This window comes from Citricoccus sp., from assembly GCF_032154715.1.
Classification (GTDB): Bacteria; Actinomycetota; Actinomycetes; order Actinomycetales; family Micrococcaceae; genus Citricoccus.
This window is the reverse complement of record NZ_JALDXU010000004.1, coordinates 47,656-69,816: the sequence shown is the minus strand read 5'-3', so window position 1 is coordinate 69,816 and position 22,161 is coordinate 47,656. Positions and strand designations below refer to the sequence as shown.

The following is a 22,161-nucleotide window of genomic DNA, read 5'->3' as shown; positions in this document are numbered from 1 at the left end:
ACGCCCTAGCCCGCACCATGCCCCGGGTGACCGGATGGGCTGGCGGCCAGGTGTCCGACGTCGTCTCTTCCGGGGACCTGATCCAGGCGGGCCTGCGCCGGGAACCCGCCGATCGTCAACGCCTGCTGGCGGGGCGGGCGGCGCTGCGGCTCCTGGTGGCGTACCAGCGTGGCGCATCGCCCCACGACGCCCGGACGCTGCCGATCGACCGGACCTGCCCGCGCTGTGGTACCGGCCATGGCCGTCCCACCCTGCCCGGTCTCAGCCTGAGCACCGCCAGCCGGCGTGGCGCCGTCCTGGCCGGGGTGGCGCGGGAGCAGGACCGGATCGGGGTGGACCTCGAGCGCATCCCGGACCAGACCATGCCGGGATTCGACGAGTATGCCCTGCACGTGGCCGAGCGTGAGCGGTTCTCCGGCCGCGGAGGCAACGGCGGCACACAGAACGGCGGATCACCGGACCCATCGGTGGGCGGACCGACCGGCGGTCCCGTCGCGCGGCGTATCGCCCTGTGGGTGCTCAAGGAGGCGGTGCTGAAGGCCGCCGGGACCGGATTGGACCACCCTCCGGACCAGCTCTTGCTGGGACCCGGCCGGGCGGAGACCACCTTGCACTCGGCAGACGGGGCCCACGCCCTGACCTGGCACCCCGTGGAACGGGCCCTGGACCGGCACGTGGAGGAGTTGTGGGCCTGTGTGGTCCCCACTCCGGAGGGTTACCTGGGCGCTGTTGCGGCACGCCGGCCGGACGATGTCCGTGATGCCGGGCAGGCACTCGTGGACCGCTTCACCGCCACACCACCGCACGCCTCCAGGCCGGCGGACCCGTGAGCGGCGGGCCGGTCCGTCAGCCCTAGCGGGCTGATTCCACCAGCGCTGCCAACCGGTCCATCGACGCCCTCAGGGTGGCTTCCGTGGTCGCCAGGGCCCGGCGGAAGCGGGTCTCATCGGTCAGCCGGGTCCAGTCATAGGTGTGCCGGACCACCGTGCCGCCGTCCGGAGCCGGCTCCAGTTCCCAGCGCCACCGGTGGCCCCGGGGCTCATCGCCCACCGGGGCGGGCAGCCACGCGAGGAGCCGGCCCTCCTCGAACTCCACCACGTGGTTCTCCCGGACGGCGCCGTCCTTCGTCAGAACCATGGTGAACACGTCCCCGACGGCGGTGACCCGCTGGCCGGGTGCTGCCTCCGCCAGGTTGTCATTGCCGTCCCAGTCCGGTTGGCGGGCCGGATCCGCGATCAGCTCGAAGATCGCCGCCGCGGGAGCGGGCACGGTCCGCTCCGCGCTCACGATGCGCTGCTCCACGGGCGGGAGTTCGGAGGTCGGGGCGGAGAGGGCTTCGGCGAGGACGGCCAGGCGGTCGACGGAGGCCAGCAGCCGGTCGGGGGTGTACTCCCGGGCGATGCCGATGCGCCGTTCCTCGGTCAGGGCGGTCCAGTCGTAGGTGTGGCGCACCCGGGTGGTGGCGCCGTCCACGGACTCGAGTTCCCAGCGCCAGAGGTGGCCAGGTCCCTCGGACTCGTCCGCCCGTGACGGCCTCCAAGCGAGCAGCCGGTCACGTTCGAACTCCACAACACGGTTGCGGATGGTCAGGCCGCGCGTGATCTCCACGAGGAACTCGCCACCGACGGCATCGACCTGCTGTCCGGTGGCGGCATCGGCGACGTTGCCGTTGGCGTCCCACTCCCGGTGACGCGCGGGATCGGCGATCAGCCCGAAGAGGATCCCTGCCGGCGCGTTCACGGTGCGGTCGACGCTGACGATGCGCTCAGGGCCTGGCGTCGGTGCGGTCATGTGGGTCAGTCCTCGCTGTGTCGGGCGCCGGCGCGCCAGCGGATGCCGGCGTCGATGAAGCCGTCGATCGCTCCGTCGAACACCGAGGAGGGGTTGCCCTCCTCGTGGTTGGTGCGCAGGTCCTTGACCATCTGGTACGGATTCAGCACGTAGGAGCGCATCTGATCGCCCCAGGACGCCTTGACGTCCCCGGCCATCTCCTTCTTCTTCGCGTCCTCCTCGGCCTTGCGCACCAGCAGCAGGCGGGACTGCATGACGCGCAGGGCGGCGGCACGGTTCTGGATCTGGGACTTCTCGTTCTGCATCGAGACCACGATCCCGGTGGGGATGTGCGTCATACGCACAGCGGAGTCGGTGGTGTTCACCGACTGGCCGCCGGGGCCGGAGGAGCGGAAGACATCCACCTTGAGTTCGGCCTCGGGGATCTCGACCGAGTCGTCCGACTCGATGAGCGGGATGACCTCCACGGCGGCGAAGGAGGTCTGGCGCCGGCCCTGGTTGTCGAAGGGGCTGATGCGCACGAGGCGGTGGGTGCCGGCCTCCACGGACAGCGTGCCGAAGGCGTAGGGGGCCTTGACCTCGAAGGTGGCGGACTTCAGCCCGGCCTCCTCGGCGTAGGCGGTGTCCATGACCTTGGTGGTCCAGCCCCGCTGCTCGGCCCAGCGCAGGTACATGCGCATCAGGATCTCGGCGAAGTCCGCGGCATCCACGCCACCGGCACCCGCGCGGATGGTGACCACCGCGTCACGCTCGTCGTACTCGCCGGAGAGCAGGGTGACGATCTCCAGATCGGACATCGTCTTGCGCAGGGCCTCGAGTTCCTTGGCGACATCCTCCCGGGCCGAGTCATCGTCCTCCTCGGCCGCGAGTTCCACCAGGACCTCCATGTCATCGATGCGCTGCTCCAGCTTGGCGACGCGCTCGAGTTCGGTCTGCCGGTGGGACAGCTTCGAGGTGATCTTCTGCGCCGCCTCGGGGTCATCCCAGAGGTCCGGGGCGGAGGCCTCCGCCTCCAGCCGCGTGATGTCCGCCTTGATCTGCTCCATGTCCGACACCTGCTCGATGTTGGACAGCGTGGAGCGCAGTTGCGCGATTTCAGCGGTGTAGTCAGTCTCAGCCATGGTGGGGTCCAGCCTACAGCGCGGTGGGGCCGGTGGTGTTCCCGGGCCCGACGCCGGCCCGGCCGCCCGTCATCCGGCCTCCCCCGAGACGTAATCCACCAGCCCCGGATCGGAGGAGGAGAAGGCGTCCATCTCTTCTCCCCCATCGCACGTCATCAGCGAAAGGGTCACGCTCTCCCCGGAGGGTGTGGCCCGGCGGCCGGCCACCACCCAGGTCCCCCCGGATTCCTCCCAGCGGCGCAGTCGCCGCAGATCCGGGTGCTCGGTGTTGTCAGTGTTGTGGGTGGTCTCAGCAGGCATGGACTCTCCTCAGCGCGTCAAGGCCGTACGGGACGAGCTGGTGGCCACGACCCGGATGCCGTCCGGCACGATCCAGTTCACGATGGGTGGGTGGGCGGTGGCCGTCAGCACCACGTCGACGGTCTGGCCGCCGTCACCCACGGAGACGGACTCCACCACGAGCCCGTCGAACCGCTCGTGAGAACCGGCGGCGGCCAGGTACCCGGCCACCGCCTCAGCGGCGTCGGCGTCAGCGAGCACCGGGGCGTGCCCGGCGTCCCCGCCCTCCTCGATGGCGATGGTGAAACTGTCCGCCGCCGCCATGGCGGCCCCGTCCGCCGCGGACAGCAGCTTGCGGGCTTCGAGGTTCACCGTGGTCACGGCGAGGATCACGGTCGCCAGCAGCAGACAGACCACCGTCAGCCCCACGACCAGCACCGTGGTCTGGCCCTCTTCTCCGACTCTTCTGATGCCCTGGTCACGGCCTGCCCCGTTCCTACGCGGCAACCGGGCCCTCATCCGAACCTCGGCACGGGCTGCTGGGAGGTGCTGGTGACGGTGGCGACGGCGGCATCCCAGCCCAGCCCCTGCGGCAGCAACGGCACCGGCACCCGGATCGCCACCTCCACTGATACGGAGGAACCGGGCTCCAGGCAGGGGCTGGTGGAGCAGGCCAGGGCTGACTGCGCCACGGAGGGATCCAACCCGTAGTCCCCCAGCGTCAAGGCGACGACCTCGTCGGCACGGCCGGCGGCACTCGAGGCGTCCGGGGCTCCGGCCATCGCCTTGGCCGCCTGGTCCGCAGCGGCCACGGACGCATAGGCCGCGGATTGGATCTGGCTGGTCAGCATCAGAAAATAGATCACCGGTATCAGCAAGAGGGCGGCCAGGAGCACGAACTCAACGGTGGCCGAGCCTTCCTCTCCCCGGGAATCCGTTCGCCGAAGGCCAGTCGTGGTGTGAGGAGTGCTGTCAGAAATGCTGTCCATGCCGGAAGCGGTCTCAGTAACGGTAAGCATGACCATCGGCCTCCAACCCCACAGGACCGGACAGAAAGCCGACCATGGGCATCTGCGTACGCACGGTGATCCGGACGATAGTGGTTCCGTCCCCGCCCGTCGTCTCCGCAGACACCTCCGCCTGGCCGCCGCCCGGAATCGACCCGGCGAGCAGTTCCAGGGTCCTGGCCGCGCCGTCGTCGGGTGTCCGATCTCCCAGGGCTCCGTACCGCGCTCCGGCGCTGGCAGCATCGATCAACGTGTTCCGGACGTGGATGATGATGCCGAATTGGAGGATCGCGGCGAAGATGATCGAGAGCAGCGCCATCACCATGACGGATTCGGCCACTGCCGACCCGCGTTCGTCCTCGCGCGCCTTCAGCACGGTCAGTTCTGGGTGACCTGGCTGATCGCCTGGTTGAAGAGGTCTGTCAGGGCGGGCCCCGCGATGGCCAGCAGCCCGGCGACGAGCACGGCCGACATCAAGGTGATCATCACCCAACCGGGCACATCTCCTCGCTCGTCGTCACGGGCCTCGCCCAGGAAGGCGGTCAGGGCTGCCAGGGCCCGGTACATCGGTTCGGTCTTGTCTGTCATGGTCCCCTCCGGGATGGGTTGTCGGTTGGATGAAGGTCTGGGGCGAGTGGTGGTTCAGAAACCGAGATTCATGATCGAGATCCCGGGGTACACAGCGAAGATGACGGTCAGGGGCAAGATGCCGAAGACGAGGGGCGCCATCATCCCGATCTCCTTGCGGCCGGCGGACTCCAGCAGTTCTCGCTTGGACAGCTCACGGACGTCCTTGGCCTGGGCCCGGAGCACATCGGCCAGCGGCGTGCCCCGTTCCAGGGCCACGAGGACCCCCTCGATGAAACGTTCCACCGGCGCCAGTTGGATGCGGTGTGCACACGCTTTCAGGGCGGCATGGATGGAGGATCCGGATCGCATGTCAGACAGGACCATGGCGAACTCCCCGGCCAGTTCGCCTTTCGCCGAGGTGGCGACCCGTTCCAGGGCCCCGGCCGCGCTGTCCCCGGCGCTGACGGAGAGGGCGAACAGCTCCGCCACGGAGGGGAACTCGCTGAGGATCCTCGCTCGGCGGCGGTTGATCTGACCGGACAACAGGTTGTCCCTGAGGAAGAAGGCCACCACGGCCACGGTCCCCACGAGCACGACGCCGACGACCGGATTCAGGGCACCGTTAACCGCGAGCGCCACGCATCCGGTCACCCCCAGCGCGGCGCCTCCGGCCGCGGCGATGAGCTGCTGGGCCCGGTAGTCCTGGACGGAGAGGGCCGATCCTGCGGCATCCAGTTTGCGCTCGAGAGCGTGGTGGCCGAGGTTGAGCCGCCCCAACTGACGTACGCCGGCGGACAGCACTGGTTGCATGATCCGGCCCAGGGCGCCCCACGGGGACACGACCTGTTGCTCGTTCAGCAGGGACGAGGCAGGTGCGTGGTGTCGCAATTGGGGCTCGACCCGGCGGGCCAGCGAAGGCCGCCACCCCCAGGGGAGCGCCACCAACACCAGGGCCAGCCCGGACCCGAGGACAAGCCCCAAGACCAGGGCCATGGAGAACGTCGTCATCTACAACACCCTCTGCTCTTCCGGCAGTGCGCCGATCTTCAGCATGAGCTGATAGCAGATGATGGAGACCACGAGACCGCCGGCCAGCACCAGCAGGCCAGTGAAGGTCTGGTAGACGCGGACTGCGTCCGGCTGGGTTCCCAACAGCAGCAACACGATCCACGGGGCCGCCACCGCGAGGCGAGCCGCATTGACGGTCCAGGACTGACGGGATTCCAGTTCGCTGCGGGTCCGGGCATCCTCACGTAGGAACTCGGCGAGAGTGGACAAGAGGTTGCCGATGTCCGCGCCACCGACTTCCCGGGTCAGCCGCAGGGCGGCGATCAGACGGTCCGCCACCGGATCGGCCATCCTGAACTTCAGATGGTCCAGGGCATCCATGAACCGCAGTCCCGAACGGTAGTCACGGGCAAACTCGCGGAAGGCCGGCTGGAGCTCCTCCGGGCCCTTGTCCCCCAGCTGGATGAGTGCCTCGGGCAGGGTCAGGCCGGCACGGATGGCTGAGCGGAGGTGGTCCACGGCATCCGGCCACACATCGCGCAACAGGGTGCGCCGCTTCTTCGCCTGCCAATTCAACGCGACCCACGGCACCAGCGCCCCGAACAGGCCAAAGCACAACGCGATCGGCAGTGCACGCGTCACGATGAAGACCAGCAACAGCGCCACCAATCCACAGCCGATCATCGCTGCCACCACACCGGCGGGGCCGACCTGCTCGACGCCGGCTCGGGCGAGCAGTTGCCGCAGGTTGCTGTCCCGGCGGATCACCACTGGTTTGTCCTCGCGCGGCCAGAACGACCACCACACCAGGAACAACCCGGCTCCGAGCATCAACCCCAGGAACAGCCCCATCAGCCGACCCCCACCACAGACCGCACGTCATAGCCCCGGGATTCGAGTTTGCGGTTTTCCAACATGGCCGAGGGGCTGAGGACCAGTTGGCCGTCCACGCGGTGGAAGACGGTCGAGGATTCGATGATTCCCTCCTCCACCCGGCTTCCGACGGACAGAATCTCCTCCACGTACCGGCGGCCGTGGCGGTCCCGCGCGCAATGCACCACGAGGTCGAAGCAGGACGCCACCGTCGGGACCACGAAGTTCCGGGAGATGTTCTCCCCGGCCATCAGGGGCAGCGTGCAGATCTTCGTCAGGGCGTCCGACGCACTGTTGGCATGCAACGTGCACATGCCGGGGAGTCCTGAATTCAAAGCGACCAACATGTCCAGACTCTCGGCCTCCCGGACCTCCCCCACGATCAGCCGGTCCGGGCGCATGCGCAGTGCCTCCTTCACGAGCCGGCGCAGGGGAATCTCGCCGTGGCCCTCCAGGTTCGGCTGTCGGCACTGCATCTGCACTACATCACGCAGCGGCAGCTTGAGTTCGAAGATCTCCTCAACGGTCACCACGCGTTCCCGGCTGCCGATGGAGGCCGACAGGCAATTGAGCATGGTGGTCTTGCCGGACTGGGTGGCTCCGGACACCAGGATGTTCAACCCGGCGTCCACACTCGCGTCGAGGAAGCGCGCCGCATCCGCGCTCAACGAACCGGACCTCACCAGGTCCTCGACCCGGTGTGCTCTGACCACGAACTTCCGGATATTGACGGACCAATGCCTCCGGGTGATATCCGGGATGACCACATGCAGGCGTGAGCCGTCCGGCAGGGCCGCGTCCACGAAGGGGGAAGACAGGTCCAGGCGGCGGCCCGAGGACTTCAGCATGCGCTCCACCAGGTCGCGGACGTTCTCCTCGGTCAACGAGATGTTGGTCAGCTCGGACATACCGCCCCGCGCGCAGAACACGGCCGTGGGTGAGTTGATCCAGATCTCCTCGACCGTGTCGTCGTCCAGCAGGGGCTGAAGCACGCCGAAACCGGCCACGGAGTCGAAGACGGTCTTCTCGGCGTCGTCGCGGTCCGGCAGCAGCGGCAGCGAACCGATCAAGGATCGCGCGTCGTAGTCCGCCGTGGCGGCCTGCACCAGACGGCGCATCTCCTCCGGCTCGCGCTGCGGATCCATGCCCCGTCGGCGGATCAGTTCGCGGACCTCATCCTCGAGAATGCGGATGGCTTCCATGGTTTCCCCTCCATGACGACCCGGACGGGCCTCAACCTGGGTCCGAGCGTACAGAGTTCTGGACCTGCGGCCCACTGCCTCCTACGGGAACTGTGGATATCCATGCGTCGGGCGCGTTATCCACAGTCTTGCCGGCCTCGTTCCCCCGACCATCTGCCATCACGGCATCCTGGCGTGAGGAACATCAGCACTGCGGGAGGTCAACCTGGCGTGTGGTTGAGAATACTGGGCCTGCCGGCGGCGGAAGGCCAATGGTGGAGGGCGGTCAATGTCCCGGCACCCGCCGGACCTGACTCCGCTGGACCTGACGCTGCCGGTATCATTGACGGATTGTTGCGAGACCGATTTCCCGGATACCACTTCTCGGGCGCCGACGCAGACGCGGGCCGGGCTGGTCAGTCCGCTGACCGGCGGCCGCCCACGGCGAATTACCTCAGGGTGGTCGCCCGCCCCACAGACAGCGTGGGGACCCGCGGTCCCGGACCGGATGTCACGGTGGTGGCCGAGGACGGTCCCGACGCCGGCCGGCTGGCCCCGCTGCCCCGTTCCGGACTCACTGTGGGCCGGAATCATGCCGAATGGCTCGTCACCGACCCCTACCTATCGGCCCCGCATTTCCGGCTGGAGGTCGACGCGGAAGGTGTTCTCATCACCGGGACAGAGGTCGCTCAGCGCCCCGCACGCAGCATCTGGACCGGGGACCAGCCCTACACCGCCGGCAGCTCGACCTTCCGCCTGGTCCGCGGCCGCCCGGAGCCGCTGTCACCCCTCCGGTCGATCCCGGACGCGGTCGTGGATCCAGGGCCGGAACCAGCTCGGCCGAACGCCGTGCTCCAGGCCATCATGGCTGCCGGCCCCCTGGTCATCGGAGTGGTCATGGCCGTGGTGACGGGCCTGTGGTATTTCCTGTTGTTCAGTCTCGTCTCGGTGGCCGTCGTGGCCGTCATGTGGTTCCAGCACCGAGCTGCGACTCGGCGCCACGGCCGGCGGATCCGGGATGGAGCCGAGCGGATCAGCACCCGACTCGACGACCTGGCGCCCACCCCAGGCCGACTCGCCCTGGCCGCGCGGGCCCAGAACGTGGACCGTTTCGGCGTGCACGGTGCCCCAACGGAGGGTCCGGTCATCCGCTGGGGCACCGGGACCGCCCGACTCCGGGTGGAGACGGCCAAGGAGGGCGACCAGTGGGACCGATGGTCCACGGTGGATCTCCCCGCCACCTCGGTGCTGCTCCCCGGCCGGACGACCGTCGTCACGGGGCGTCCCTCCACCCTGCAGGCCATGGGGAAGTGGCTGCATGTGCAGTTGTGCCGCGATGCCGTCGCCACAGGACGAGGCGTGGTGATTCGGACGCCTCAGGGTGATACCTCGTGGGGTGGAGGGCAACGAACCGCAGCTGGCACCATCGTCTGCTGGCCGGGGACCTCGGTCCGGGACCTCCCCGCCGGATGGCACCGCGTGCAGCTCAGCGCTACCGGGCCACAGGGTCACCCTGTGGCGCCCGGTAGCTGGACCCCAGGCCAGGACGACCGGGTGCACGCGGACCAGGGGGTTGCATCGCTCACGGCCCTGAATTTCACGGCTCTGCGGTGGCATGGCATGACCGCCCGGACCGCGGACTGGCTGCTGGACGAGATGGCCGAGGCACACCGGCCTGGGTTGGAGCGGGACCCGATCCGATTGGCCCTGCCGGAGCCCCTGATGGAACAACCCGCGGTCGAGTCCCTGCGGGCCGCATTGTCCTCTGGCAAAGATCCCGTGACCATCGATCTCGTCGCCCACGGGCCACACCTGCTCGTCGCCGGCACCACCGGCTCGGGCAAGTCAGAACTGCTGCTGGCACTGTTGACAGGCCTCGCCGCCGCCCATCCACCCACCGAGGTCTCCTTCGTCCTGATGGACTTCAAGGGCGGATCATCTTTTGCGGTTCTGGCCGGGCTGCCCCACACCATGTCGGTGGAGACTAATCTCGCGGAAGCGGAGTCCCTGCGCACCTTCGATGCCCTCTCAGCCGAGCTTCGCCGCCGGGAGGAACTGTTCCTGGCCGCCGGTGCAGCAGACTTCCGCGCCTACCGGCATACTCACCCGAACGTGGACCTGCCACGGCTGGTGGTGGCCATTGATGAGCTCCGTGTTCTCGTCGACGACCATCCGCAGGCCGCTGCGCTGCTGGCCAGGCTGGCTGCCACGGGACGGTCACTCGGATTCCACCTCGTCCTGTCCACCCAGCGGGCACAGGGCGCCGTCGGCCCCGACATCCGGTCCAATCTGGGCACCGTAATCTGTCTGCGCACGGCCACCGAGCAGGAATCGTGGGACCTGCTGGGCACGGCCGACGCCGTGACGATTGCCGCTGACGCCCCCGGAAGCGCCTATCTGCGGCACGGCGGCGGACCCACACGGCCCTTCCAGGCCGGTCAGTTCTCGGTGGCGACCGGCCCTCCGGCCCTGGTCCGGTGGACCGACGGTGAGCCCGATGCCGATCCGGCCCCCTGGCGGGACCTGACGGTCCGCATCGGCGCCGAGGCCGCCTGCCGATCCCTGCCGGTTCCCACCAGGGCGGTCATGCCAGCCCTCCCCGAAAAGTGGACCCCGACGCCGGAGGACCGGTCGGTGCAGCCGGAGGCCGCCATCGTGGGGCTGGCCGATCTGCACCACGAGAGGGCGCAGCGTCCGGTGCGCTGGTGGCCCGGACGGGACGGGCCGGTGGCCTGGATCGGCACGACGGCCGGAGGCGTCGACGCGGCGGCCCGGACCGTTCTCGACCACCTCGCGCGCATGGACCCCGCCGCCTCGACCTTCGTGCTGGACGGCAATGGCGCGGCGGATTCGCTCGGGGTGCCGGAGTCCTGGGATGTGATCGCAGCAGACCGGGCCAGCCCGCAGGACCTGGCGGAACTCCTGGAGCGGATGAGGGGTCAGCTGGCAGATCGTCACCGCGTCCACCTCGTGGTGACCGCGTGGGGGCGTTGGTCGGCTCAACGCGTCGGTACGAGCTACGAGACCGTGGATGAGCATCTGGCCACCCTCCTGCGGGACCATGGCCCTGACGTGCTGGCCGCCGCGTTGTTCGGAGCCCGGGAACTGGCCGGTGGTCGCATCCTGGGCCTGGTTCCCACACGGTTCTACCTTCCGGCCGGCTCCACGCCTGAGCACCGGATGGTGTGGCCGACGTTGCAGCGGGTGAAGGAGGTGCCGGGGCGGGCGGTCATGATCTCACCGGACCGCCCGGCGCCCGGCGTCGCCGTTCAGCTGGCGGCGGCGGTCTGACGCGGAACCGGTCACCGTGCAGCTTTCCGCGGGAGCACCACGGCGATGAGCCAAGGGCGATCGCCATGAATCCGAGGCACCCGACCATCGTGCCCCGTGCCGTCGCCGCGGTCTGGGTACTCCTGGCGACCCGCAACGTGGACCGGCCCGTGGCCTGACTGGCCACCATGGTCTCGACGGGCGGATGCATGGGGGACCCCACCGACGGAACCGGCGGCGTCAGGGGACTGACGCGTCCGAGCACGCCGCCACCGAGCCGGCCGACCCAGCCGACGTCGAGACCGAATACGCCCTGGGCCTCGAGTTCATCACCGCCGGCATTGACCCCCTGTTCGCCCGTCGGGGCAACGCTGCGGCCGCTAACGGTACCGCCCGAGCCGCCGCTGACGAATAATCCTCCACATGACCGAGATCCTGCTGTTCCACCACGCCCTGGGCTTGACCGACGGAGTCCGCTGGCTGGCCGAGCGTCTCGCCGCCGCCGGCCATACGGTGCACACCCCGGACCTCTTCGCCGGCCGGACCTTCAGCACGATCGAGGACGGGGTGGCTCACGCCGAACAGGACGTGGGCGTGGACGGCCTCCTGCAGCGGGCGGACGAGGCCGCCGCCGGCCACCCGGGGGCCACGGGTTTCCTCGGCATCTCACTCGGTGCCCTGCCGTCCTACTGGCTCGCCCAGACGCGGCCGTCAGCTCGCGCCTGCATCGCCATCTCCGCAGCGCTGCCGGTGGACCATTTCGCCGCGCGCTGGCCGGACGGCGTCGCGCTGGACCTGCACCTGAAGAGCAGCGATCCGTGGGGTGAGGATGACCTGCCGGTGGCCTGGCGACTGGCCGGCGAGGTGGCCGAGCTCTACGAGTACCCGGGCGATCAGCATCTGTTCACCGAGCACGGACACCCGCACTTCGATCCCGCCGCCACCGAACTCGTCCTGGCGCGCACGCTCGCCACGCTGTCGCGCGTCTGAGGCTGCGTCACCGGCTCACACCGGGAAGGGGGTCAGCGCCCCCCGCCGCACGATGGACCGGGCCAGCACGGCGAGGCCCACCATGGCCAGGGCGATCAGCCCGGCGAACAGGTAACCGGCCTCCGGCGAGATGCCGTCGATGAAGGCACCGGAGACGGGGGCGCCCAGCGCGGCACCGGCGGTCATGGCCGAACCGTAGTAGCCCAGGGCCTCACCGCGCCGCTCCTCGGTCACCACGGCGGACATCAGGGCGGAGGCGGCCGCGAGGGTCGGGGCCGTGAACAGCCCCGAGATGAGGGAGACCACCGCGAGGGCCCACATGCCGTCCACGAGCGCCAGCGGCAGCGTGCCGAGCGCGAAGAGTGCGAGCAGCAGCAACGGGGAGATCCGCCGGCCCAGGGCCCCGTAGAGGATGCCGCCGACCGCCGAGGCGCCACACCAGAAGGCGATCACGACGCCGGCCTGGGCGGCCTGACCGGAGCGTTCCAGTTCCGCGACGATCGCCACCTCGGTGCCGGACATCAGCATCCCGGAGCCCAGGGACACCGCCAGCACCGCGAGCGCGGTGCCGCTGAGCCAGCCGAAGGTGGTGCGCAACCGGCCCAGCGGACCGGGCCGGGCCGCGGCCAACGAGTCCGCGCCGGAAGCCGCCCCGGAACCGGGGTGGGCGTGGGCATCCGGGTGCGGGCCGGCGTCGTGCTGGGGTGTGGAGCGGATCACCGGCAGGGTGCCCGTGGTCAGCTCGGTGGCGGTGAGGTCCAGGTGCGCCGGGGCCCCCTGCACGGAGCCGTCCACCGCCCGCCGCAGATCCTCCTCGGCGGAGTACTCACGCTCGGTGCCGGGCCGGGCCAGGAAGGTCCCGAGCTGGGAGGAGCGCGTGGGCGGGTTGAACCACATCAGGTAGATCCCGGCGGCCACGGCGGACCAGCCGATGATCGCCAAACCCCAGGCACTGGACCAGCTGGTGGCCACCACGGCACCCAGCGCGGGGCCGACCATGAAGATGGTCTCGGTGATGATCGAGTCCAGGGCGAACGCGGTCTCGCGCCGCGGACCGTGGGTGAGCACGCCGATGGACTGGCGCACCACGGAGAAGACGGGCAGGGCGAACAGTCCACCGAGGAAGGCGCCGAACAGCAGCCAGGGGAACGGCAGGAAGGGCACGGCCGTCCACACCGCTCCCAGGGTGACCACGGAGGGCACCAGCGCCCGGCGCAGCCCGAGCCGGTCCACCAGCCGGCCGCGCCACGGCGAGCCCACGGCCATGCCGAGCGTCATGGCGGCCACGGCCAGGCCGGCCGCCCCGTAGCCCAGGTCCATCGTCACGGCCACGTGCAGGGTCAGGATAATGCCGGTGGCCGCATTGGGGAATCGGGCGATGAAGCCCACGCCCAGGACACGGCGGATGCGCACGTCCCGCAGCAGGTGCCCGTAGGCGGCGAAGTTCACCGCTTGATGCTAACTGAACCGCGGTGCGCCCACGTCATGACCGGCTCACGCCTCCTGTGCGGCCAGCGGGATACGCCCGCCAGCCAACACCATCTCCACTTGCCGGTCCGACAACCGGTGGCGCAGCGCCACCTCGCGACCTCCGATGCTCGCGGCCATCGAACGGCCTCGGCGCAACGCCTCGTGGATGCCCTCGATGACCACCGTGTCCCCCTTCGAGAGGTTCTCGAGGTCGGCAGGGTCCTCGAACTCCAGGGCGAGGATCCCGAAGTTCGCGAGATTCTGCCAGTGGATCCGGGCGAAGGACTGCGCGATCACGGCCTTCAGGCCCAGGTATCGCGGCGCGATCACCGCATGCTCCCGAGACGAGCCCTGGCCGTAGTTCTTTCCGGCCACCACCACGTGCGCACCGACTGCAGCGGCGTTCGCCGGGTAGTCGGGGTCAAGGCGGGTGAAGGTGAACTCGGAGATCTTCGGGATGTTCGAGCGGTAGGGCAGCACCCGTGAGCCGGCTGGCATGATCTCGTCGGTCGAGACGTCGTCCCCCATCACCAGGACCACGGGCGCGGACAGACGGTCCCCGAGGGGGTCGAAGGCCGGCAGGGCGGAGATGTTCGGTCCCTTGACGAGGTGCACCCGTGCCGCCTCCTCCGGCGGCAGCGGGGGGAGCAGCATCTCGTCCATCACCGCGAACCGTTCGGGCATCTGCGGCCGCGGGAAGGTGATGCCAAAGGAATCAGCGAGCGTGCGCGGGTCCGTGATGCGGCCCGTCAGAGCGGCGGCCGCCGCCGTCTCCGGAGAGCACAGCCACACGGCGTCCTCCTCGGTGCCGGAACGGCCGGGGAAGTTCCGTGGCATGGTGCGCAGCGAGTTCCGCCCGCTGGCAGGGGCCTGCCCCATGCCGATGCACCCCATGCATCCTGATTGGTGGATTCGGGCGCCGGCTGAGACCAGCTGCGTCAGCCAGCCGCCAGTGATGAGATCGGCCAGGACCTCGCGCGAGGTGGGGTTCACATCCACGGAGACCCGCTGGTGGGCCTGCCGGCCGGCAAGAATCTCGGCGACCACGGCGAAGTCCCTCAGCCCGGGGTTCGCCGAGGAGCCGATGACCACCTGGAAGACCTCTTCGTCTTGCACCTCGGCGACCGGCACCACGTTGCCGGGTGAGGAGGGCCGGGCGATCAATGGTTCCAGGGACGAGAGATCGATGTTTTCGGTGTGGTCATACCCGGCCCCCTCGTCGGCCTCCCAGCGTTCGAAGTCTGCGCCCCGGCCGACGGCTTCCAGGTAGTCGCGGACCACGTCGTCGGCCGGGAAGACTGTTGCCGTGGCCCCGAGCTCGGCGCCCATGTTCGCGATCACGTGCCGGTCCATCGCCGTGAGGTGCCTCAGCCCCTCGCCGTGGTATTCGATGATGCGACCCACTCCCCCGCTGACGCCGTGGCGGCGCAGCATCTCCAACACCACGTCCTTGGCCGAGCCCCAGTCCGGCAGCGTGCCGGTCAACTCCACACCCCAGACCTCCGGCAGTGCCACGTACAACGGCTGGCCGGCCATGGCCATGGCCACCTCGAGGCCGCCCACGCCGATCGCGAGCATCCCGAGGGCACCGGCGGCACACGTGTGGGAGTCCGAGCCGATCAACGTTGCCCCCGGCCGCCCGAAGTGGGTCTGGTGAACGGGATGCGAGACGCCGTTGCCGGCCGGGGAGAACCACAGCCCGAACCGCTGCGCGGCAGAGTGCAGGAAGAGGTGGTCATCGGAGTTCTTCTCATCGGTCTGGAGCAGGTTGTGATCCACATACTGCACCGACAGTTCGGTGCGGATCCTCTCCAGTCCCATCGCCTCCAACTCCAGCATCACCATGGTGCCGGTGGCGTCTTGGCACAGGGTCTGGTCCACCTTCATCCCGATCTCGGTGCCGGACTCCAGATCCCCTTCGACGAGGTGCGCGGCGATCAGTTTCTGAGCAAGGTTGAGTGCCATCGTGCTGCCCTCCCGGGACGACGGAACACCGGCCGGACCGCCGGCGGACCTGTCCACGAGCCTAGGGCGGTGAGGACGCACCCGGCCAGACCTCGCCGTGGGCAGCAACTGCTCGGCCCGCGGGCCCGGGCACGTCTCAGGAGTTGTTGCTGGCCTTGGCCCGGATCAGGTCCAAAGCGATCACGCTGCCGATGACGGCGTAACGCACGACCTCCGGCATGCCGGGGTCCAGTTCCATCGCATAGCGGCTGCGGCCCAGCATGGCCCGGCCGAATCCGGCCCACTTCCGGTCCACGCTGGCCACCGGCGCCTGCCCCGCCATCAGGCGGAAGGAGAACCCGGACAGCGACCCGTCCAGTTGCAGGTCCGTACCGTCCACCACGGAGATCGCCACGGAGGTGCGGAAGAAGGAGATCCGCTGGACGATCTCGGCGATGGGCTCCCCCTGGGGTCCGGAGACGCGGTACCGGTCCCGGCCGAGGGTCATGGGGTCCTCCACGCGGAACAGCGGAGTGCCGTCCAGGTCCTGGATCTCTAACTGGCGGTTGCCGCGGAACATCCGTGAAGCCGCGGAGCCGCGCGTGTGACCGTGGGCGACAACGTGCCCCTCGCCGTTCTCGATGGCGAAGTCGTTGGACAGGAAGCCGGTGACCTGCTGCATCACCAGCAGGTTCTCACCGCTCAGGCTGCTCGTGGGGCTCATGCGCCCAGTCTCCCCTCCCCCGCTTTGCGGTCCAACCGGACGCGCGGTGAGGGTCGGCGATGGACCGGGAATAGTCCGCGGCCACCCACCGTTGGACCAGATGATTCAAATTTGCAATACTTCGGACAAGGCCCACCGGAGGCCACCCCGGAAGCCAGCAAGGAGCACCCATGCAGTTCGGCATCTTCACCATCGGCGACATCACCACCGACCCCACCAACGGAACCACCCCCACCGAGCACCAGCGGATCAAGGACACCGTAAGGATCGCGAAGCACGCCGAACAGGCCGGCTTCGACGTCTTCGCCACCGGCCAGCACCACAACCCGCCCTTCGTGGCCCCGGGCAACCCGCCCACCCTGCTGGCGTTCCTGGCGGCCCAGACCGAGAAGCTCATCCTCTCCACCGCCACCACGCTGATCACCACCATGGACCCGGTCCGCCTGGCCGAGGACTACTCCTACCTGCAGCACCTGGCCGAGGGCCGCGTGGACCTGACCATGGGCCGCGGCAACACCGGCCCGGTGTACCCCTGGTTCGGCAAGGACATCCGCCAGGGCATCCCGCTGGCCGTGGAGAACTACCACCTGCTCTACCGCCTGTGGCACGAGGAGAACATCGACTGGCAGGGCCGCTTCCGCACGCCACTGCAGGACTTCACCCTGACCCCGCAGCCGCTGGACGGCGTCGCACCGTTCGTCTGGCACGGCTCGATCCGCTCCGCGGAGATCGCAGAGCAGGCCGCCTACTACGGTGACGGGTTCTTCCACAACAACATCTTCTGGAACAAGGAGCACATCATCCAGATGGTGCAGCTCTACCGCCAGCGCTACGAGTACTACGGCCACGGCCAGGCCCACCAGGCCTACGTGGGCCTCGGCGGCCAGGCCTTCATGGCCAAGAACTCGCAGGACGCCGTGAAGCAGTTCCGCCCCTACTTCGACAACGCCCCGGTGTACGGCCACGGCCCGTCCCTGGAGCAGTTCACGAAGATGACCCCGTTGACCGTGGGCTCCCCGCAGCAGGTCATCGAGCGCACGCTCGAGTTCCGCGACTGGGTGGGCGACTACCAGCGCCAGATGTTTCTGATGGACCACGCGGGCCTGCCGACGGACGTGGTGCTGGAGCAGCTCGACCTCCTGGGCGAGGAGGTCCTGCCGGTGCTGCGCCAGGAGTTCGCCAAGCTCAAGCCCGCGGATGTGCCCGAGGCGCCGACCCATGAGTTCCTCGTGGAGCGGGCCCGCCGCGGCGAGGCCTCCGTCCCCGGCGGCAAGGAGGGCTCACCGGCCTGGAAGGACGCGCAGGAGCGCGCCGCCCAGGCCGCTGCGTCCACCGTTGACGCCACCTCGAGCGCCAGCACGAGCACCAGCACGAAGGAGAACTGAGCCATGGATGACACCCCGGACCTCGGCTCCCCCACCGGCACGGACCCCTTCACGCCGCAGGCCCGTCACCTCGTGGTGGTGTCCGGCGGACTGGGCGATCCGTCCTCCTCGCTGATGCTGGCGAACCGGATGGCCACGGCCGCGGCGGACCACCTCTCGGCCGAGGGCATCGTGCCGGAGGTGCACGTGGTGGAGATCCGGCTGCTGGCCACGGAGATCGCCGAGGCCACGGTCAACCCGTCCCGGTCGGCGGCCCTGCAGGCCGCACTGGACCAGGTGGAGCAGGCCGACGGTATCGTCACCGTGTCCCCGACCTTCAAGGCCAGCTACTCGGGCCTGTTCAAGGCCTTCTGGGACCTGGTGGACAACGATGCCCTGCGTGGCGTCCCCGTGCTGCTCGGCGCCACCGGCGGCACGCCGCGGCACTCCCTGATGATCGACTCGGCGATGCGGCCGCTGTTCAGCTACCTGCGCACCAAGGTCCTGTCCTCCTCGGTGTTCGCCGCCGCGGACGACTGGGGCGAGGTCACCGGGGGTCAGGCCTCGGCGCGCACCACGCCGCTGCAGCACCGCATCGAGTCCGCCGGCGAGGACCTGGCCTCGGTGGCCGGGCGGTTGCCGGCCCGGCCACGGCGGGCCGCCGGTGAGGTGAAACCCGTGGAGGTGATCCCCTTTGACCAGCTCCTCCGAGGGATTTGAGGCATGGTCCCGGTCGGCCGTTCCCGGCCAGACCGAGGCGGGGGTGCCGCGCCAGGCGTGGCGAGCGTACTTCGAGGCCACGGCCCTGCTGCAGGACCGCCTGGACCGGACTCTGAAGGATGGGGCCGAGCTGCACCTGGCCGACTACAACCTGCTGCTGCTGCTCTCCGAGGCCCCGGGTGGACGGCTGCGGATGGGTGAGCTGGCCCGGCTGATGGTCTTCTCCCCCTCCCGCGTGACCTACCAGGTCAAGACCCTGGAGCAGCGCGGCCTGGTGGAGCGGTGCGCCGCGGCCACGGACCGGCGCGGGGCGGAGGCCGTGATCAGCGACGCCGGCCGGCACCTCTTCCGCAAGGCCGCGGCCGTGCACTCGCGTCAGGTCAAGGACCTGTTCCTGGATCAGCTCGAGGACGGCGAGGCCGAGACGCTGCTCCGGGTGTTCTCCCGGCTGGGCCGGTCGTTGGAGGGCGGGGAGCCCGGCACGCTCAGCGACGGACCGTGATCTCCACCGAGTCGGCCTTCTCCGCCAGGGAGGGCACCTCAGCCAGGACCTGCTGCAGGGTCGCGGCCATCAGCCGCAACCCCGCCTCGTCCTGGGCCGCGGTCAGTGCCGGCTCAGGATAGGCCACCAGCCGCAGCTCCGGCCCGGAACCGCCGCCGGGCAGTACGGCACCGGAGGTGGTGCGGGAGGCCACCCCGGAGCCGGGCGCCAGGCCGATGCGCTCCAGTCCCGGCACCAGGTCCACCACGGAGGCCAGCTCACCGGCCAGCGCCTCGTCGGCGTACGACGGCGTCCAGTCCTGCTGCTGGGCCAACGCCCACACGGCCGGCCGCCGCACCACGAAGGTGCGCTCGGCCGCGGGATCCACCACGACCAGCTCGGCCCCCTCGTCCACGGCGGACAGGCACGCGCGCGGCATCCAGGTGGCCACGGGCCGGGCCTGCGGATGCCAGGACGTCAGGGCGGGGACGTTCGTGAAGACGGGCAGGGCCGTCCGGCCATCGGGGGCCTTCAGCGTCACCAGGGCGATGTCCGATTCCTTGTCCCCGTGCTGGTGGACGTCGGCGTGCCCGTCGTGAGCGTGGGCCATCTCGGCGACCGTTGGCAGCACGGCGGCGAACACGCGCATCCGGGACAGGACGTCCACTACCTCTGGCTCCCCCGCCTCGCCGGCCGCCAGCCGGTCCAGCACGGCGCCCCAGGCGGGGTCTGCCGTGCCGTCGTCGGTGTCGAAGGCGTGCAGCGGGTTGGCCGAGCCGTCGATCCCGCCGCCGGAGAGGTCCCGGCCCTGCCAGGCGACCCCCGCGGAGTCGGCCGGGCGGCCGGCGTCGTCCCTCTGTTGCCTCTGAAGGTTGCGGTTGATGGCCGCCTGGATGTGGCCGGGGAGGTGTTTGCCGCCGTCAGGGCTCACGGGGCGGGGTGCTCCGCCACCGCCGCCTCGATGCTGGCACCGGAGGCCACCGCGAGCGCCTGCTCCAGCGTGAAGCGGCCGGCGTAGAGGGCCTTGCCCATGATGGCCCCCTCGACGCCGGCGGCAGCAGCAGATCCGGCCACACCCACCATCGCGTAGAGCGCGGCGATGTCCTCGAGGGAGGAGATGCCGCCGGAGGCCACCACGGGCTTGGCGGTCTTCGTGGCGACCTCGGCCAGCAGTGAGGTGTTCGGGCCCTTCAGGGTGCCGTCCTTGGTGACGTCAGTGACCACGTAGCGGGCGCAGCCGGCCTCCTCGAGGCGCGCCAGCACCTCCCAGAGGTCCCCGCCCTCCTTCGTCCAGCCGCGGGCGGCCAGGATGGTCCCGCGCACGTCCAGCCCGACGGCGATCTGGTCACCGAAGCGCTCGATGACCCGCGCCGTCCACTCGGGGTCCTCCAGCGCGGCGGTGCCGAGGTTGACCCGGGTGGCGCCCATCTCCAGGGCGTTCTCCAGGGAGGCATCGTCCCGGATGCCGCCGGAGAGCTCGATCTTCACCCCCAGTTCCGTGACCACGCGGGACATGACCTCGCGGTTGTCCCCGCGGCCGAAGGCGGCGTCCAGGTCCACGAGGTGGATCCACTCGGCGCCGGCCTGCTGGAAGGCCAGGGCGGCCTCCAGGGGTTCGCCGTATCCGGTGGCGGTGCCGGCCTCGCCCTGGACGAGCCTCACGGCCTGGCCATCCTGGACGTCCACGGCGGGCAGCAGTTCAAGCTTCTTCTCGGTCAACGTGGATCCTCTCGGGAATGCGGAAATAGAGACAACGGGAGTAGAGACATCAGAAAGAGCAACAGCAGAGTCAGGGAGCGCATCGGTCGCACCCATGAGGTCCGGTGGGCCGGGCCCCTACGGGAGCAGCAGGAATCCGGCCACGATCGCCATCACGGCGCAGACCACGAAGCCGATCTGCAGCCACACCGGGAACTCCTGCTTGCGCAGCGAGTAGGCACCGCCGAGCAGTAGGCCGCCCAGCGCGATGAGCAGGGTGGTCCAGTACGGCATCAGAGGGTTCCCAGCCAGTTGGTCAGCAGCTGCATGCCGGCGTCACCGGACTTCTCCGGGTGGAACTGGGTGGCGGACAGCGGCCCGTTCTCCACGGCGGCGATGAAGTCGGCCCCGTGGTTAGACCAGGTCACCCGCGGCGGGTTCATCGCCTGGTGCGTCTGGTCGAAGGTCCAGTCCAGCACCCCGTAGGAGTGCACGAAGTAGAAGCGCTCGTCCTCGATGCCCCGGAACAGGTCCGAGCCAGCGGGCGGCCGCACGGTGTTCCAGCCCATGTGCGGCACGATCGGGGCCGGCAGCGCCTCCACCACTCCGGGCCATTCGGCCATGCCTGCCGTGCGCACGCCGTGCTCCACACCGGCGTCGAACAGGATCTGGTGTCCCACGCAGATACCGAGCACGGGCCGGCCGCCGGCCACGCGGCGGCCGATCCACCGGGTGGCGCCGGTGGCCTGGAGGGCCTCCATGACGGACTGGAAGGCGCCCACGCCGGGTACCACGAGCCCGTCCGCGTTCATCACGGTGTCCGCGTCCGCCGTCAGTTCGGCATCCGCCCCGGCCCGCTGGAGGGCGCGCACGGCGGAGTGGGTGTTGCCGGAGCCGTAGTCGAGGACGGCAACGGTCGGTCGAGATCCGGAGCGAGTTCCGGTCATAGCGCTCCCTTCGTGGACGGCACCCCGGTCACCCGCGGGTCGTCCTCCACCGCGGCGCGCAGGGCCCGGGCGAACGCCTTGAACTGCGCCTCCACGATGTGGTGGGGGTCCCGGCCGCGGACCACGTCCATGTGCAGGCAGATCGACGCGTGGTAGGTGATGGCCTCGAAGACGTGGCGGGTCATGGACCCGGTGAAGTGTCCGCCGATCAGGTGGTACTGCTGGCCGTCCGGCTCACCCTCGTGCACCAGGTAGGGGCGCCCGGAGACGTCGACGACGGCGCGCGCCAGCGCCTCGTCCAGCGGCACCGAGGCCTCGCCGAAGCGGCGGATGCCCGACTTGTCCCCCAGGGCGGTCTTGAGGACCTCGCCCAGGGAGATCGCCACGTCCTCGACGGTGTGGTGCACGTCGATGTGGGTGTCACCCGTGGCCCGGACCGTCAGGTCGATCTGGGAGTGCTTGGCCAGGGCCGTCAGCATGTGGTCGTAGAACGGCACCGTGGTGGAGATCTCCGACGTGCCGGTTCCGTCCAGATCCATCTCGACGTAGACGTCGGACTCGGAAGTGGTCCGCTGGATCCGGGCCTTGCGTCCGGATATCAGCTCTGCGCCCATGGCGGCTCAGCTCCTTGCTGGTCAGGGTGTGGCGTGAATGCGATGTCCTCGGCTCACCAGTCTAGGACGCCATGGAGCGCTGCTCCGTCCATGGCGTTTTCGGAACTCC

Annotated in this window: 25 protein-coding genes and 1 pseudogene; 7 read left to right on the top strand and 19 right to left on the bottom strand. The window is 69.7% G+C overall.

The window, feature by feature from the left end; genetic code table 11:
* Nucleotides 1–26 precede the first annotated feature (26 nt).
* Nucleotides 27–830 (top strand): 4'-phosphopantetheinyl transferase superfamily protein, encoded by an 804-nt coding sequence (locus tag RUH65_RS01685; RefSeq protein WP_313815454.1) that lies wholly within the window; start codon nucleotides 27–29, stop codon nucleotides 828–830.
* Between the two features lie 22 nt (nucleotides 831–852).
* Here the strand turns inward: RUH65_RS01685 and RUH65_RS01680 are convergent, their stop codons facing one another.
* The 11 genes and pseudogenes from RUH65_RS01680 to RUH65_RS01635 form a co-directional block, all read right to left on the bottom strand.
* Nucleotides 853–1,353 carry an SRPBCC family protein gene (locus RUH65_RS01680; protein ID WP_396179407.1) on the bottom strand — a complete coding sequence of 167 codons (501 nt, stop codon included), beginning with the start codon at nucleotides 1,351–1,353 and terminating at the stop codon, nucleotides 853–855.
* A 6-nt stretch (nucleotides 1,354–1,359) separates the two neighbouring features.
* Nucleotides 1,360–1,791 (bottom strand): annotated as a pseudogene (locus RUH65_RS15685) (SRPBCC family protein); the annotation flags it as partial.
* 5 nt (nucleotides 1,792–1,796) lie between these two features.
* Entirely contained in the window at nucleotides 1,797–2,912 is a 1,116-nt protein-coding gene (gene prfB, locus RUH65_RS01675) for a peptide chain release factor 2 (protein WP_313815453.1), read from the bottom strand.
* A gap of 69 nt (nucleotides 2,913–2,981) precedes the next feature.
* Nucleotides 2,982–3,212 carry a hypothetical protein gene (locus tag RUH65_RS01670; protein WP_313815452.1) on the bottom strand — a complete coding sequence of 77 codons (231 nt, stop codon included), beginning with the start codon at nucleotides 3,210–3,212 and terminating at the stop codon, nucleotides 2,982–2,984.
* Between the two features lie 9 nt (nucleotides 3,213–3,221).
* Complete coding sequence (locus RUH65_RS01665; RefSeq protein WP_313815451.1) at nucleotides 3,222–3,698, bottom strand: pilus assembly protein TadG-related protein; 477 nt, start codon at nucleotides 3,696–3,698, stop codon at nucleotides 3,222–3,224.
* An 8-nt stretch (nucleotides 3,699–3,706) separates the two neighbouring features.
* Nucleotides 3,707–4,042, bottom strand: a complete 336-nt coding sequence (locus RUH65_RS01660; RefSeq protein WP_313815450.1) for a hypothetical protein — start codon at nucleotides 4,040–4,042, stop codon at nucleotides 3,707–3,709.
* Nucleotides 4,043–4,193: 151 nt separating this feature from the next.
* Entirely contained in the window at nucleotides 4,194–4,574 is a 381-nt protein-coding gene (locus RUH65_RS01655; RefSeq protein WP_313815449.1) for a pilus assembly protein, read from the bottom strand.
* 2 nt (nucleotides 4,575–4,576) lie between these two features.
* Nucleotides 4,577–4,765, bottom strand: a complete 189-nt coding sequence (locus tag RUH65_RS01650; protein ID WP_313815461.1) for a hypothetical protein — start codon at nucleotides 4,763–4,765, stop codon at nucleotides 4,577–4,579.
* Between the two features lie 75 nt (nucleotides 4,766–4,840).
* Nucleotides 4,841–5,776, bottom strand: a complete 936-nt coding sequence (locus RUH65_RS01645; protein ID WP_313815448.1) for a type II secretion system F family protein — start codon at nucleotides 5,774–5,776, stop codon at nucleotides 4,841–4,843.
* Nucleotides 5,777–6,628 carry a type II secretion system F family protein gene (locus tag RUH65_RS01640; protein WP_313815447.1) on the bottom strand — a complete coding sequence of 284 codons (852 nt, stop codon included), beginning with the start codon at nucleotides 6,626–6,628 and terminating at the stop codon, nucleotides 5,777–5,779.
* Nucleotides 6,628–7,851, bottom strand: coding sequence for an ATPase, T2SS/T4P/T4SS family (locus RUH65_RS01635; protein WP_313815446.1), 1,224 nt, complete (start codon nucleotides 7,849–7,851; stop codon nucleotides 6,628–6,630). The genes RUH65_RS01640 and RUH65_RS01635 overlap by 1 nt, the downstream gene beginning before the upstream one ends.
* Nucleotides 7,852–8,184: 333 nt before the next feature.
* Between RUH65_RS01635 and RUH65_RS01630 the strand changes: the two genes are divergently transcribed.
* The 3 genes from RUH65_RS01630 to RUH65_RS01620 all read left to right on the top strand — a co-directional run bounded on the left by RUH65_RS01630 (nucleotide 8,185) and on the right by RUH65_RS01620 (nucleotide 12,090).
* On the top strand, nucleotides 8,185–11,121 hold the full coding sequence (locus RUH65_RS01630) for an FtsK/SpoIIIE domain-containing protein (protein WP_313815445.1): 2,937 nt from the start codon (nucleotides 8,185–8,187) through the stop codon (nucleotides 11,119–11,121).
* Between the two features lie 184 nt (nucleotides 11,122–11,305).
* Nucleotides 11,306–11,515, top strand: a complete 210-nt coding sequence (locus RUH65_RS01625) for a hypothetical protein (RefSeq protein WP_313815444.1) — start codon at nucleotides 11,306–11,308, stop codon at nucleotides 11,513–11,515.
* Nucleotides 11,516–11,523: 8 nt separating this feature from the next.
* A complete protein-coding gene (locus tag RUH65_RS01620; protein WP_313815443.1) occupies nucleotides 11,524–12,090 on the top strand; it encodes a dienelactone hydrolase family protein in 567 nt (188 codons plus the stop codon).
* Nucleotides 12,091–12,105: 15 nt separating this feature from the next.
* Here the strand turns inward: RUH65_RS01620 and RUH65_RS01615 are convergent, their stop codons facing one another.
* The 3 genes from RUH65_RS01615 to RUH65_RS01605 all read right to left on the bottom strand — a co-directional run bounded on the left by RUH65_RS01615 (nucleotide 12,106) and on the right by RUH65_RS01605 (nucleotide 16,228).
* Entirely contained in the window at nucleotides 12,106–13,539 is a 1,434-nt protein-coding gene (locus RUH65_RS01615; RefSeq protein ID WP_313815442.1) for an MFS transporter, read from the bottom strand.
* A gap of 45 nt (nucleotides 13,540–13,584) precedes the next feature.
* Entirely contained in the window at nucleotides 13,585–15,525 is a 1,941-nt protein-coding gene (locus RUH65_RS01610) for an aconitate hydratase (RefSeq protein ID WP_313815441.1), read from the bottom strand.
* Nucleotides 15,526–15,661: 136 nt separating this feature from the next.
* Nucleotides 15,662–16,228: an LURP-one-related family protein gene (locus RUH65_RS01605; protein WP_313815440.1), complete on the bottom strand. Its 567-nt coding sequence runs from the start codon at nucleotides 16,226–16,228 to the stop codon at nucleotides 15,662–15,664.
* Nucleotides 16,229–16,398: 170 nt separating this feature from the next.
* Between RUH65_RS01605 and RUH65_RS01600 the strand changes: the two genes are divergently transcribed.
* Genes RUH65_RS01600 through RUH65_RS01590 form a run of 3 tightly spaced genes read left to right on the top strand, consistent with a single transcriptional unit; the run spans nucleotide 16,399 to nucleotide 18,814 of the window.
* Nucleotides 16,399–17,613: an LLM class flavin-dependent oxidoreductase gene (locus RUH65_RS01600; protein ID WP_313815439.1), complete on the top strand. Its 1,215-nt coding sequence runs from the start codon at nucleotides 16,399–16,401 to the stop codon at nucleotides 17,611–17,613.
* Between the two features lie 3 nt (nucleotides 17,614–17,616).
* On the top strand, nucleotides 17,617–18,312 hold the full coding sequence (locus RUH65_RS01595) for a CE1759 family FMN reductase (RefSeq protein WP_313815438.1): 696 nt from the start codon (nucleotides 17,617–17,619) through the stop codon (nucleotides 18,310–18,312).
* Nucleotides 18,287–18,814 (top strand): MarR family transcriptional regulator, encoded by a 528-nt coding sequence (locus RUH65_RS01590; protein WP_313815437.1) that lies wholly within the window; start codon nucleotides 18,287–18,289, stop codon nucleotides 18,812–18,814. Before RUH65_RS01595 ends, RUH65_RS01590 begins: the two co-directional genes overlap by 26 nt.
* Here the strand turns inward: RUH65_RS01590 and RUH65_RS01585 are convergent.
* The 5 genes from RUH65_RS01585 to hisB form a co-directional block, all read right to left on the bottom strand.
* Entirely contained in the window at nucleotides 18,798–19,724 is a 927-nt protein-coding gene (locus RUH65_RS01585) for an SseB family protein (protein ID WP_313815436.1), read from the bottom strand. The two genes, RUH65_RS01590 and RUH65_RS01585, sit on opposite strands and share 17 nt — an antisense overlap.
* Nucleotides 19,721–20,512, bottom strand: coding sequence for a bifunctional 1-(5-phosphoribosyl)-5-((5-phosphoribosylamino)methylideneamino)imidazole-4-carboxamide isomerase/phosphoribosylanthranilate isomerase PriA (priA, locus tag RUH65_RS01580; protein ID WP_313815435.1), 792 nt, complete (start codon nucleotides 20,510–20,512; stop codon nucleotides 19,721–19,723). The genes RUH65_RS01585 and priA overlap by 4 nt, the downstream gene beginning before the upstream one ends.
* Before the next feature lie 117 nt (nucleotides 20,513–20,629).
* The gene (locus RUH65_RS01575) at nucleotides 20,630–20,785 is read right to left on the bottom strand and encodes a hypothetical protein (RefSeq protein ID WP_170144506.1); all 156 of its coding nucleotides are present in this window, start codon (nucleotides 20,783–20,785) and stop codon (nucleotides 20,630–20,632) included.
* A complete protein-coding gene (gene hisH / locus RUH65_RS01570; protein ID WP_313815434.1) occupies nucleotides 20,785–21,438 on the bottom strand; it encodes an imidazole glycerol phosphate synthase subunit HisH in 654 nt (217 codons plus the stop codon). Before hisH ends, RUH65_RS01575 begins: the two co-directional genes overlap by 1 nt.
* Entirely contained in the window at nucleotides 21,435–22,052 is a 618-nt protein-coding gene (gene hisB / locus RUH65_RS01565) for an imidazoleglycerol-phosphate dehydratase HisB (RefSeq protein ID WP_313815433.1), read from the bottom strand. The genes hisH and hisB overlap by 4 nt, the downstream gene beginning before the upstream one ends.
* Between the last annotated feature and the right edge of the window lie 109 nt (nucleotides 22,053–22,161).